The 13,552-nt window shown below is 69.3% G+C and carries 9 protein-coding genes; 5 read left to right on the forward strand and 4 right to left on the reverse strand.

Features of this window, described 5'->3' with window-relative positions:
- The 4 genes from AC08OX_RS04060 to AC08OX_RS04075 all read right to left on the reverse strand — a co-directional run.
- Positions 1-235 (reverse strand): hypothetical protein (locus tag AC08OX_RS04060; RefSeq protein WP_476606576.1); only part of this gene is annotated, 235 nt, incomplete at its 3' end.
- Positions 236-358: 123 nt separating this feature from the next.
- Positions 359-1,729, reverse strand: a complete 1,371-nt coding sequence (locus AC08OX_RS04065) for a maltokinase N-terminal cap-like domain-containing protein (RefSeq protein ID WP_476606577.1) — start codon at positions 1,727-1,729, stop codon at positions 359-361.
- Between the two features lie 186 nt (positions 1,730-1,915).
- Positions 1,916-3,640 carry a maltose alpha-D-glucosyltransferase gene (gene treS, locus AC08OX_RS04070; RefSeq protein WP_011438055.1) on the reverse strand — a complete coding sequence of 575 codons (1,725 nt, stop codon included), beginning with the start codon at positions 3,638-3,640 and terminating at the stop codon, positions 1,916-1,918.
- A complete protein-coding gene (locus AC08OX_RS04075; protein ID WP_476606578.1) occupies positions 3,640-5,658 on the reverse strand; it encodes an alpha-1,4-glucan--maltose-1-phosphate maltosyltransferase in 2,019 nt (672 codons plus the stop codon). Before AC08OX_RS04075 ends, treS begins: the two co-directional genes overlap by 1 nt.
- A 690-nt stretch (positions 5,659-6,348) precedes the next feature.
- Between AC08OX_RS04075 and AC08OX_RS04080 the strand changes: the two genes are divergently transcribed.
- The 5 genes from AC08OX_RS04080 to AC08OX_RS04100 all read left to right on the forward strand — a co-directional run bounded on the left by AC08OX_RS04080 (position 6,349) and on the right by AC08OX_RS04100 (position 12,303).
- Entirely contained in the window at positions 6,349-6,924 is a 576-nt protein-coding gene (locus AC08OX_RS04080) for a TerD family protein (protein WP_011438053.1), read from the forward strand.
- 374 nt (positions 6,925-7,298) lie between these two features.
- A complete protein-coding gene (locus AC08OX_RS04085) occupies positions 7,299-8,480 on the forward strand; it encodes a DUF475 domain-containing protein (protein ID WP_476606579.1) in 1,182 nt (393 codons plus the stop codon).
- Positions 8,481-8,630: 150 nt separating this feature from the next.
- On the forward strand, positions 8,631-9,308 hold the full coding sequence (locus tag AC08OX_RS04090) for a TerD family protein (RefSeq protein ID WP_476606580.1): 678 nt from the start codon (positions 8,631-8,633) through the stop codon (positions 9,306-9,308).
- A gap of 231 nt (positions 9,309-9,539) precedes the next feature.
- Entirely contained in the window at positions 9,540-10,592 is a 1,053-nt protein-coding gene (locus AC08OX_RS04095; protein ID WP_476606581.1) for a hypothetical protein, read from the forward strand.
- Between the two features lie 40 nt (positions 10,593-10,632).
- Positions 10,633-12,303 carry an Hsp70 family protein gene (locus AC08OX_RS04100; RefSeq protein ID WP_476606582.1) on the forward strand — a complete coding sequence of 557 codons (1,671 nt, stop codon included), beginning with the start codon at positions 10,633-10,635 and terminating at the stop codon, positions 12,301-12,303.
- Positions 12,304-13,552 lie beyond the last annotated feature (1,249 nt).

The raw sequence follows: 13,552 nt of genomic DNA on the forward strand, positions 1-13,552 counted from the left end.
CTGCGGGCGGGTCTGCGGGCAGGGCCGATGGTGGGGCCGATGGCACGGCGGGATCGTCGGCGTTCTGTCCAGGCTGGGCGCTGGCGGACGACGCGTCGCGGTCCGCCAGCGCCACCCGGCCACCGCCGTTGCGGACGGCGGTGGCCGCCCCTCGGGGGTTCGGTCGGTCGGGGGCGAGCCCGGTGGCCAGGCGTCCCGTCCGCGCCGTGCCGTTGTTGACGTCGCCGTTGTTCACTGGGACACCCCTGCCTCTCTGCGCGGTGATTTTTCGGGTCTTCTGTCGGGTCTTCTGGCTGATCCGCGTCCGGGTGCCGGCACCGCTGCCGGGCGGCCGCCACGGCCCGGGCCGGGCCATGGCTTACCCCGCCGACGGGCTGGACCGGGTCAGTCGTTCCACCGAGGACAGCGGGATCCCGATCCACCCCGGTCGGTGGCGGGCCTCGTACAGGATCTCGTACACGGCCTTGTCGAGCTCGAACGCACGCAGCACCACGGCATCCGCACGAGGATCGCGGCCGGCCGCGGCACCGTAGCCCCGGCAGAACGCCTCCCGGTTGCGATCTGCCCACTCCTGGGCGCGGTAGGCCAACGACGGCTCGTCACCGCGTTCGATCAGCATCGACCGGGCCGCGTAGTCGAACGAGCGCAGCATCCCGGCGACGTCGCGCAGCGGCGATTCCAGCCCCACGCGGTCGGCGACCGGGCGGACTGGCTCCCCCTCGAAGTCGAACAGCACCCAGCCCGAGTCGACCCGCAGGACCTGACCCAGGTGCAGATCGCCGTGCAGCCGTTGGAAGGGCCGGGGATGGACGGCCTGCGCCGACGCCCCCGTCACCTCGTCGTAGCTCTTGCGGATCGCCGCCTCGAAGGGACGCAGCTCGGCGACGGCCTCGACCGCCGCATCCAGCCGGCCATGCAGGTAGGTCACCAGGGAGCGCAGGGCATCGGCGGTCGCGGGCCTCGTCGGCAGCGTCCGGGCGAGGTCGGCGTGCACCTCGGCGGTGGCGGTACCCAGCCGCTCGGCCTCCGCGGCGAAGTCGCCGCCGACCTCGTCGGCGTGCAGGTCGGCCTCGGCGTACAGGTCGCGCACGCTGGCCAGCGCCAGTCGCCAGCCCTCGGTACCGCTGCGCAGGTACTCCTGGAGGAGTCCGAAGGTGGTCGGTGTCCCGTCGACACGGCCGGAGTACCAGGCGACGGGGCGGGCCACGTGCGTGCTGCCCGTCTCCGCCAGCGCCCGGGTCACCTCCAGATCGGGGTTGACGCCCGGCCAGAGCCGCCGGAACACCTTGAGGATGTAGGCGTCGCCGTAGACGATCGAGGTGTTGGACTGCTCGGCGCCGACGGCGTGGGCAGGCAGGATGTCCAGTGGTTCCAGCGCCTCGGCGACGAGGCCGTCGCGGTGTGTCGACCGGCGGAGGAAACTCAGCAGGGCCGAGCTGCCATCGGGGTCGTGCAGGCCGTCGTAGACCAAGCCGCCGGCACTCTCGCCGATCAGGAAGCCCTCGTGGCCGAAGGGCGCGTCCGAGCGGATGACCACCGGAACCTGGTAATGGTCCGACGGACCGTGGTCGTAGTCGACGTCAACGACGAGCAGCCGTAGCGGTTCGAAGACCATGACGTCGTGGCGGATCCGCAGGCCGCCCCCGGATCTGCCCTTCCCGGCGAACCAGCGCTGCCGGGGGAGCCACTCGTGCAACAGGCCGGTCAGTTCCGCGTGGTGGTCACCCATCATCGACCTCCCGGTGCCCGTCCTCAACGATCATTATGCCAGCTAACCTAACGTCCACTGCCTCCATAGCAGCCTTTTGCCCGACCCGGGCCGGGCCGCACGCCGTTCAGGCGGTTCCAGTGCTCCTTGGCTGTTCCTTGCCCGACCGCCCCGACGGCCTCCGTTGCCCCGGTCCGCCCAACGCGGCTAGGGGGTGAATTCCCCCGGTCTGGTCACCGCGAACCAGTAATGTCCGTGACCTGGCAGTGTCAGCAGGTAGGGAAGCTCGCCGATCGGCGGGAAGTGCACCCGGCCGAGCAGCTCCACCGGAACCATTCCCTCGAAACGACGCAGATCGAGCTCCACCGGCTGGGCGAAGCGGGACAGATTCGCGACGCACAGGACCCGGTCGTCGCCGAACTCGCGGACGAAAGCGAAGATCGAGGGATTGGACGCGCCAAGCTCGGTGTAGTCGCCGAGCCCGAAGACCGGATGACGCTTGCGTACCTCGATCATCCGCTTGGTCCAGGCCAGGAACGAGGTCGGCATGCGCTGTCCGGCCTCGACGTTCAGGGCCTGATAACCGTAGACCGGATCCATGATCAGGGGAAGGTACAGTCGGGCCGGGTCCGCGGTGGAGAAACCGGCGTTACGATCCGGTGACCACTGCATCGGAGTCCGGACGCTGTCCCGGTCGCCCAGGTAGATGTTGTCACCCATCCCGATCTCGTCGCCGTAGTACAGCACTGGCGAGCCGGGCAGCGAGAGCAGGAGCGCGGTGAACAGCTCCATCTGGTCACGGCTGTTGTCCAGCAGCGGCGCCAGCCGGCGACGAATGCCGATGTTGGCTTTCATACGCGGATCTTTCGCGTATTCGGCCCACATGTAGTCCCGTTCCTCGTCGGTCACCATTTCGAGCGTCAGCTCGTCGTGGTTGCGCAGGAAGATGCCCCACTGGCAGTTCGGCGGGATCTGGGGCGTCTGAGCAAGAATTTCCGAGATTGGGTAGCGGGACTCCCGCCGGACCGCCATGAAGATGCGCGGCATCAACGGGAAGTGGAACGCCATGTGGCACTCGTCGTCGTTGCCGAAGTACTCGACGACGTCGGAGGGCCACTGGTTTGCCTCGGCGAGCAGCACCCGGTCGGCGTACTTGGCGTCGACCTCCTTGCGGACCCGCTTGAGGTACTCGTGGGTCTCCGGCAGGTTCTCGCCGTTGGTGTTCTCCCGGACATAGAGGTAGGGGACCGCGTCGAGCCGGAAGCCGTCGATGCCAAGATCGAGCCAGAAGCGCAGAACCTCCAGCATCGCCTCCTGGACCTCGGGGTTGTCATAGTTCAGGTCGGGCTGGTGGGAGAAGAAACGGTGCCAGTAGTACTGACCGCGGACCGGATCCCACGACCAGTTCGACTTCTCGGTGTCCACGAAGATGATCCGGGCGTCCGGGTACAGCTCGTCGCTGTCGGACCAGACGTAGAAGTCCCCGAACGGCCCGTCGGGGTCGGAGCGGGACGCCTGGAACCAGGGATGGGCGTCCGAGGTGTGGTTCATCACCAGATCCGCGATGATCCGGATGCCCCGGCGGTGGGCCTCGTCAACCAGGCTGACGAAGTCGCCGAGGTCACCGAATTCCGGCAGGATCTGAAAGTAGTCACTGATGTCGTAGCCGCCGTCACGCAACGGCGAGGAGTAGATCGGTAGCAGCCATAGACAGTCGACACCGAGCCACTCCAGGTAGTCGAGCCTGGAGATCAGGCCGCGAATGTCCCCCGTGCCGTCGCCGTTGGAGTCCGCGAAGCCGCGGATGAGTACCTCGTAGAACACGGCTCGCTTGAACCAGTGTGGGTCGCGTAAAGTCCCCCCGACCGGCATGGCGGGGGCCGGGCCGGGGGTGTGGTCGCCGATCGGTTCGCTGAGAGGCTCAGAATCCATCACGACCGGGCCCGCACAGCGAAGACGTGCGCGGGCTCGACCGCCGGGTCCAGCCGCACGTAGTTCTGCTTGCCCCACGCGTAGGTGGCACCAGTGATCTCATCGGTGACCTCGAAGGAGTCTGCCCAGCCGAGGCCGAGGGCCGGCATGTCGAGCCGCACGGTGGTCTCCCGGGGAGCGTGCGGGTCGAGGTTGACGACGACGAGCACGGTGTCGGCGGCGGCCGTGTCCCCGGGATCCGTGCCGTCCGCCCGCAGGGAGTCCACCCGCTTGGAGAAGACCATGATCTCGTCCCCGTCGGCATGGTGGAAGCGCAGGTTGCGCAACCACTGCAGGGCGGGGTGGGCACGGCGGATCTGGTTGAGTCTGGTCAGGTACGGCGCGAGCGACTGGCCCGCACGCTCCGCCGCGGCCCAGTCGCGTGGCCGGTACTGGTACTTCTCGGAGTCCAGGTACTCCTCGCTGCCCGGTCGGGCCGGGGTGTTCTCGCACAACTCGTACCCGGAGTAGACGCCCCAGGTCGGCGACAGCGTCGCCGCGAGCACCGCCCGGATCCGGAACGCCGCCGGGCCGCCGTGCTGCAGGTACTCCGGCAGGATGTCCGGGGTGTTGACGAAGAAGTTCGGCCGCATGTAGTGCGCGGCCGACACCAGTTCGCGGGCGTACTTCTCGAGCTCCCACTTCGTATTGCGCCAGGTGAAATAGGTATATGACTGGGTGAAACCGACCTTGGCGAGCGTGTGCATCATCGCCGGCCGGGTGAATGCCTCCGCGAGGAAGAGCACATCTGGTTCGGTCGACTTCACCTGGGCGATGAGCCATTCCCAGAACTCGACGGGCTTTGTATGCGGATTATCGACACGGAAGATTCGTACTCCGTGTGCAGTCCAGTACCGGACGACGCGCAGGATCTCCTGATAGAGCCGGGTCGGGTCGGCGTCGAAGTTCAGCGGATAGATGTCCTGGTACTTCTTCGGCGGATTCTCCGCGTAGGCGATGGAGCCGTCACTACGCACGACGAACCACTCCGGGTGATGCTTCGCCCATGGATGGTCCGGCGCGCACTGCAGGGCGAGGTCCAGCGCGATCTCCATGCCCAGCGAGCGTGCCCGGGCGACGAACAGGTCGAAGTCGTCGATCGTGCCGAGGTCGGGATGCACGGCGTCGTGGCCGCCGTGTTCGCTGCCGATGGCCCACGGCGAGCCGGGGTCCGTCGGACCGGGGGTGAGGGTGTTGTTGGGACCCTTGCGGTTGACCTCGCCGATCGGATGGATCGGCGGCAGGTACACCACGTCGAAGCCCATCGCCGCGACCGCAGGCAGGCGTTCGGCCGCGGTGAGGAAGGTCCCGGAGCGGGGCGGGTCGAGGCTCGCGCCCTCCGAGCGCGGGAACATCTCGTACCAGCTGCCGTGGAGGGCGCGCCGACGATCCACCCACACCCGGTACAGCGGTGAGCGGGTCACCAGTTCGCGCAGCGGACAGGCGTCCAGCAGGCTCACCAGCCGGGGATCGAGGGCCGCGGCGATCCGGTCGCGGGGGTCGGTGCAGTCGTCGTCGCGCAGCGCGGCCACGGCGAGAGCGATCTCCGCCCGGCGCGGTTCGGAGGCTGCGGGCAGGGCCCGCAGCAGCAGGCGCGCACCGTCCTCGAAGTCCACCGCGAGTTCGTCCGTGCTCTGGCCCGCGCCGACCTTGAGGGCAATACCGTGCCGCCAGGTGGCGACCGGATCGGCCCACGCCTCGACCCGATATCCCCACAGGCCTTCGGTCGCAGCGGTGATCTCCGCCTCATAACGGTCGGTTCCGGGGCCGGCGGAGCGCATCCGGATGAACGGAGTTCCCTGCCCGTCGGGACCTGACAGCACGACGTTCGCGCCGATGAGGTCATGACCCTCGCGGAACACCGTTGCACCGACGGTGAGAATTTCGCCCGCGACCGCCCGCGCCGGCCACTGGCCACACGAGACAGTCGGCGTCACATCGGAGACGACAACCCGGCCTACTGAACGTCCGATCATCATGACGACCTTATCCAGACGAACCACACCTCAATGGTCCGCCCTGTACGTGGCGATTGGCGACACCTCTGTGTGAACTGCCCGCGACCATCGCATGGGCGATTGTTGTCGTTGGGATGGGTCGGTCCGTCCCGCCCGGATGGCCCGCGCTGAAGGCAATGTTCCCCAGTTGCGGCCCTGTCGAACGTCCGAACCTCCTCTGTTGCGGTGCTCCGGGTACGGGGTCGAGGTCGGAGCGTCACCGGGGTCCCGGCGGCGGACGCCCGGCGCATTCCGAAATCATTGTGGTGATGTTGTGTGACGGGGTCGGGGTAGCTCGGGTGGTGTTCCGCCGCGGTTGCCGGCACGTAAAGGGGTGGCCCGATCGTGGCGGGCGGGCGGCACCGGGACGATTCGGGCGCAGCCGGCGCGGCTACGGGGCGGTGTGGCACCGGCTGCGGGAACCTCGTGGCCCACTCGTTCGTCCCGCAGGGCACAGTACTCCGGCCACGTGGCCTTCGTGGGCGGAGAGTCACTGTGGCGTTCACGCCGCGCAGTAGGCTGCCGGCGCCCGGACACCGGGGGACACCCGGGGCGCACCTCGCCTCGGGTCGCCGGCTTCCGCGGGGGGCCGCTCGAGCGGCCCCCGAAACATCTGAACGGCGGCAACATCTGAACGGCAGCCCTTTCGAACAACGCACAGCAGGAGGAGCAGTGGGAGTCAGCCTCAGCAAGGGCGGCAACGTGTCGCTGACCAAGGAGGCGCCCGGACTCACCAACATCCTGGTCGGGCTCGGCTGGGACGTTCGGAGCACAACCGGCGCGGACTTCGACCTGGACGCGAGCGCCATCGCGTGCCGGGCCGACGGCAAGGTCGTGTCGGACGGGCACTTCGTCTTCTTCAACAACCTCAAGAGCCCCGACGGTGCGATCGAGCACCAGGGCGACAACCTGACCGGCGAGGGTGAGGGCGACGACGAGGCCATCACGGTGAACCTCACGTCCCTGCCGGCGGAAATTGACAAGATTGTCTTTCCGGTCTCGATCTATGACGCGGACTCGCGGCAGCAGAACTTCGGCCAGGTCCGCAACGCCTTCATCCGGATTGTCAACGGCGCCGGCGGCAGCGAGATCGCCCGCTATGACCTCACCGAGGACGCCTCCACCGAGACGGCCATGGTGTTCGGCGAGGTCTACCGGCACGGCGCGGACTGGAAGTTCCGAGCCGTCGGACAGGGCTACGCCTCGGGTCTGGCCGGGATCGCGCGCGACTTCGGCGTCAACGTCTGAACCCCGGATACGCCTGAACCCCGGATGCGCGGTCGGGCTCGGTCAGGCGACCGGGTCCGACCGGGTCACTGGGTCCGACCGGGCCGGTGGGTCCGGCCGCGCCTGCCGGCGTGGTAATGACCGGATGCTATGGGTCCGGTCGCGGGTGGGTGACATGTACAGGTAGAGCGATACACATCGGGTGTAGCACTTTTGTCAGGTCGCGCCCACCAGACGAGCAGTTACGATGCCGACGACCGCCGCACCGGGCCAGCAGGCCGCGGGACGACGCGGTCTCCGGCGATGCTTGAGCGATGCGGGATCCGACGGACCGCGGATCCGCCCGCGCGGCGCGGCCGGGGTCTGGCGACCGGTCCGGGAGGGTGTTGGTAGGCGTGCACGCCTTGCGAATCTTCGGATGGTCCTTGGCGATCACCGTTATCGGGGTGGCCGCGGCGGGGGTGATCGGTGGCCCCAGGAACGCGGCGCTCGTCGCGATCCTCGCGGTGCTCGAGATCAGTTTGTCCTTCGACAACGCCGTCATCAACGCGACGATCCTCCGCCGGATGAGCCAGTTCTGGCAGAGGATCTTCCTGACGCTCGGCATCCTGATCGCGGTGTTTGGCATGCGTCTGATCTTCCCGATCGCCATCGTGGCGCTGACCGCGCATCTCGGTCCGCTCGAGGTCTTCGACCTGGCGCTGAACGACGGTGCCCGGTACGCGGAGAAACTGGGTGACGCGCATCCGGCCATCGCCGCGTTCGGCGGGATCTTCCTGTTCATGCTGTTCCTGGACTTCCTGTTCGACCCCGAACGGGAGATCCAGTGGATCAAGAAGCTGGAGGAGCCGCTGCGCAGGGCGGGCCAGCTCGATGTGGTTCCGATCGTGCTCGGGCTCATCGCCCTGCTGGTGGTTGGCCAGGCCTTCGCCGGCGACCACCAGCAGCAGGTGCTGCTCTCCGGGGTGGCGGGGCTCGCGACCTATCTGGGCGTGCGGGGACTCGGCGAGTTCTTCGAGGCCCGCGGTGTGGGCGCCGAGGACGATGACGACGATTACGCCGCCAAGCCGGCCGGCTCGGCAGGCTTGGCCCCGGTCCGGTCGAACGGTACCGCCGGCCCGCCGAAGTTGGTGCTCGCCACCGGCAAGGCCGCCGCGTTCCTCTTCCTCTACCTCGAGGTCATCGACGCGTCGTTCTCGTTCGACGGGGTCGTCGGCGCCTTCGCGATCTCCCAGAACATCTTCGTCATCGCGGCCGGTCTCGGGATCGGCGCGATGTACATCCGGTCCCTGACCGTCTACCTGGTCCGGCGGGGCACTCTCGGCGAGTACATCTACCTCGAGCACGGTGCCCACTATGCGATCGGGGCGCTGGCCATCATCCTGGCCATCTCGATCGAGACCGAGGTTCCGGAGATCGTCACCGGTCTCATCGGGGTGGCCTTCATCGGTCTGTCGCTGCTGTCCTCCATCCGCCACCGGTCCGCCGAGCGCGGTTTGGCGGGTGCCGGGTCCGTCCCGGGCGAGGACGAGGGCGGCCCGGGGCAGCCACGGAAGGCCGTCGGCGCCCCGATGTAGCGGCCGTGCGCCGGCCGGCGCACCGGGCCCGGGTGGCCGGTCTGGAGAGCGCCGCCGCGGATGTGACATCGTCGGGTACTGGCGTCCGATCCTGCCAGGCGATGATCACCTGATCATGGATGACACCCAGCTACCGCGAGGGAGCGGATCATGGGCATCGACTACAGCAAACGTCCCGCCACACCGGCGGCCGGTTCCGGCCCGGTCTCGCTGAGCAAGGTGACACTGACGAAATCCGCGCCGACCGTCTCGCTGAGCAAACAGGGTGGTGGCGGGCGGCTGCACGTGAACCTCAACTGGAACCAGCAGCCGGGCGGCGGCCAGCAGAAGGGCGGCTTCCTCAAGCGGGTGCTGGGCGCCGCGGGCGGCGGCATTGATCTCGACCTCGCCGCGTTGTTCGAGCTCTCCGACGGCCGTGCGGGTGTGGTCCAGGCCTTGGGTGATGCGTTCGGCTCCTTCGCGGATCCCCCCTTCATCAACCTCGACGCGGACGACCGCACGGGCGCCGCGGTCGGTGGCGAGAACCTGTACGTGAACCTCGCAGCCATCTCCCAGATCCGCCGCATCCTCGTGTTCGCCTTCATCTACGAGGGGGTGGCTTCGTTCGACCAGGCCGACGCGGTGGTTACTCTGACTCCGGCGCAGGGTGCCCCGATCGAGGTCCGGCTGGACGAGCAGGCCGGTGGCGCCCGGATGTGCGCCATCGCCCTGCTGACCAACACCGGCAACGACTTCAAGGTCAGCCGGGAGGTCCGCTACGTCAGCGGTCACCGCGAGCTCGACGAGGCCTACGGCTGGGGCCTGAACTGGACTGCCGGCCGCAAGTGACGCCGGTAGTCCGCGATGAGCCATCCGGTCCCGCCGCCCGTCGGCGAGGAGGATCGATACTCGATGTTCCAGCCACGTCGCGAGCCCTCGCCCGAGCAGGCGCGCGCCGACCGTGCGAGCTGCGACCAGCGGGCCCATCCCGAGCACCGATCTCATCCTGATCGTGACCCGGCTTCCGGGCGAGGCCGGGAGCTGCCCGGACGATACTCCGCCGATGATTGCGGCGGGCCGGTGAGCGGCGCCGATCCGGGCCAGGCCGACCCGGCGTACACCGGTCCTTCGCGGGCGGGCGGCTGGGAACGGGGCCGGAGAGGGCAGGTTCCGGTGGACGCCCATCCGCCGAGGGAGGACCGGTTCCCGGGACGGAACGCCCCGGCATGGTCCCCCTCGCAGCCAAGCCACGGCGGGTCGAGTGGCTACGGGGACCATGCCGGATCGAGGTATGGGGCGCGGGAGGAACACCGCTCCGTCGCGGGCTCTCGGGGCGCGCCCGCGTACGAGGCGACCGATCCGCGCGAGGCCGATGACCTGCCGGAGGCTGAGTGGCGCGAGACCGGTCCCGAGGGCGGGGACCTCGGGGCGGGTGGCCCCGACGAGGTCCGGCCCGACGACCCGGAGTCGGCCGTGGCATCCGAGCACGCCGGACCGGCGACGCCGACACGGTCTCCGACGGGCCCGGATCAACGGGATGCGGAGCGCGGCCCGGTCGACCATGGCGGCACCGCGGCTCAGGATGATCAGGTTCCTCAGGACGGTTCGGCGGATCAGGACTGCCCCGTGGACCGTCCGGGCGCTGACGGCGGCGGGACGGATCTGGTGGGTTCGATCGGTGCTGTCCAGGCGGTGGCGCTGGAACGCCTCGCGAGCCGCGTTGACGAACTGACCCGGCTACGGCGCCGCGATACCCAACTCGTGGACCGATTGCATGCCGAGAATGCCCGGCTACGTAGTGGTGAGCTTACCGAAGCCATGGCCCCCCTTCTGCGGGGGTTGATTCGACTTCATGATCAAATGGGTAGCCTGGGGGCCGACGATCCGCAGAGTGTCGCCGGCATCCTGCGTAAGCAGCTGCTCCAGGTGCTCGATGTCGCTGTGGACGTCCGCCCGTACACGGCGGTGCCGGGCGGGACCTTCGACCCGGCGCGGCACCTGGGGGTGCGTCGGGTGCCGACGGACGACCCGGGACGGGACGGGACGATCGCTCGTACCGTTCGTCCGGGTTTCGTCCGCGGCGAGACCACGGTCGTCCGACCGGTGGAGACCGAGGTCTACCGATCGCGCTGAGCCGCGGAGGTACGAGGCTTGTGAAGGGAAGAATTAGACGGTGGCAGGCACCAAGGTGTTCGGGATCGACCTGGGCACGACCTACTCCTGCATTGCCCAGGTCGACGAGTACGGCCGACCGGAAGTGATCCGCAACATCGAGTCCCAGCCGACGACGCCTTCGGTCGTCCTGTTCGACACTGGGGCGGAGGGCCCAACCTCTTTCGTGGTGGGAACCCAGGCCAAGCGCCAGGCTCGCATCCGTCCCGACGACGTCGCCCGGCTGGTCAAGCGGCACATGGGCGCGTCGGACTGGCGGTTCGTGGCGCATGACGAGGAGTACAGCGCTGCCGCGGTGTCGAGCCTGGTGCTCAAGGCGCTCGCCGCGGACGCCGAACGCGCGACCAGTGTCCCGGTCGCCGATGTAGTGATCACCGTGCCCGCGTACTTCGGTGACGAGGAGCGCAAGGCGACGAAGCTGGCCGGCGAGCTCGCCGGCCTCAACGTGGTCGACATCATCAACGAGCCGACCGCCGCCGCCTTCGCCTACGGATTCGGCCAGGACGGGGCCGAGGAGTCGACCGTGCTGGTCTACGACCTCGGCGGTGGCACGTTCGACACCACGGTCATCAGGCTGAGCGAGGGCGCGATCACCGTGGTCGCCACGGATGGCGACCACGAGCTGGGCGGCGCGGACTGGGACAACGAACTCGTCCGCTACCTGGCGCAGAAGTTCACCGAGGCGCAGCCCGACGCGGGCGACCCGCTCGACGACGTCTACGACGAGCAGGAGCTGCTGGCCGCGGCCGAGGACGCGAAGCTGGCGTTGTCCGGCCGGGACAGCGTCGACGTGCTGGTCGTGCACAACGGCAGACGCACAAGCGTGCCGGTGACCCGGACCGTCTTCGAGGAGATCACCGGCCCGCTGCTGCGGCGCACCATCGACCTGACCGGCTCGGTGCTGGCGCGGGCCCGGGAGAAGGGCGTCGAGAAGATCGACTTGTGCCTGCTGGTGGGGGGCATGAGCAAGACACCGGCGGTGGCCCGCCGGCTGCAGGAGTCCTTCGGGCTCACCTCGCGGCTTGCCGATCCCGATCTCGCCGTCGCCAAGGGCGCCGCGGTGTACGGGCAGAAGAAGGCACTGGAGCGCGAGGTCCACGCGGACCTGGTCGCCAGCGGGCATCTACGTCCCGACCAGGAACTCGCCGCAGCCGACGCCGTGGACGTGGAGAAGGCGGCCGCAGCCAGCGCCGAGGAGGCGGGACTCGCGACCGCCTCCGTGGTCGATCTCGTCCGCACGAAAGTGACGAACATCACGTCACGTGGCTTCGGGATCTTCGCCGAGGACCGGGGCACACCGGTCGCGGCCTTCCTCGCCCACCAGAACGACCCGCTGCCTATCGCCGTCACCCGGACCTTCTACACCGTCGTCGACGATCAGGCCGAGGTGGACATCCGGGTCTTCGAGCAGGGCACCACCGCCGAGTCCACGGCGATCGACGACAACAAAGTGATCGTCGCCGGCTCCATCAGCGGGATTCCGTCTGGCCACCCGTTGGGCACCCCCGTTGAGGTGACCTTCACGATGGGCGGGGACCAGACGATCCAGGTCACCGCCTCGCACGAGGGCGCGGCCACTCCCTTGGTGCTGGAGGTGCGCGCCGGGGTCGGCTCGGAGGAGATGCGGGCCGTCGAGTCGGCAAAGGTCAGCCTGCTCAAGCAGCGGGACTGAGACCCCGCGGCGGATCGGATCCCGCCGCGGATCGATGCCGGTGCCGGGCCATTCGGCCTCCCCCACGAGTGTTCCCGCACGAGTGTTCCGGCCCGCGGCGGCCGACGCCGGAGTGGATAGGGTTCAGCCTGACCAGGCACCGCGTCCGGTGGAGCGCCCTACAGGCCTCGCGGGGACGTGGGTGCGCGCAGTGCGTGCGGCCCGCGCCGAGGCGCGGCTTCGTACTCTCAGGTGTGGAGTGGTCGACGGCCGCTCCACGATCGGCGCCTGACGACGGGCCGCCGGCCGGTTCCCGGCGGGCATGGTGGGCACGGTGGGCACGTGGGACGAAGGTGGATCGGTGAGCGCGGCGTTCGACGGCAGCGGCTATCGCCAGCGGGTGCTGGCGCCGCTGCGGGCCCGCGCCTCCCTGGACACCGCCGACCCGTTCCTCCTCGCGGGTCTCGATCCGACGGTGGCGTACACCGACTCCGACGTCGGGGCGCACCTGGTGCGGGTGCTCGCCTTCCTGCAGCGGGAACGCAACTCGGCAAAGTACGCGACTCTCGCCGCCGAGCTTGTCCGTCGGCGGGCGGAATGGGAGGAGCCGCTGCGGGACGCGGACTCCCGGGAACGGGTCCGCGCCCGGGTGCTGGCAGCCCGGCGTAGCGGTGACGCCGAGCGTCTCGCCAAGGTCGACGGCTATCTCGCCACCGTCCGGGAGCGTTTCGGCGGCATCCCGGCATCCCGGGTGGACGGCCTGCGCCGCCTCGCCGTCGCCGCAGGGGTGACGGTCGAGGAGTTCGACGCCCGCCTGAGCCGGGAGCAGATCATCATCGACGCCGTCGGCGGGGGCGTCGAACCGCTGTCGGCCGAGGTCCGCCGGCAGATCTCCGAACGGCTCGGCGAGCTGCGCGCCCTGCGCGGCGGGGACCGGGTCTCGACGGCGTCGCTGTGGGCCTTCCTGGGGCTGGCCCCGGACGCCTCACCGGAGCGGCTGCGGGCCGCGTACGCCGGGATGGTGGCGGGCAACCACCACCGTCCCCATGACCGGGAGAAGACGGTCACCGCGGACCTGCTCGCCCTCGTCTCCGCCCGGTTGATCGAGGGCGACCCCGCCGCGTACACCGTTGGGCTGATGGCGGACGCCGTGGACGAGCTGCGGCCCGCGGTCGAGGAACACGTCGTGCTCGACGGCGAGCTCACCGCGGTCGCCTTCGAGGGTCTCGTCCGGGCGGCGCTCGCGACCGGGCGCGGACTGACCGCGGCT

This window comes from Frankia sp. CoBUL1 (genome assembly GCF_978021245.1).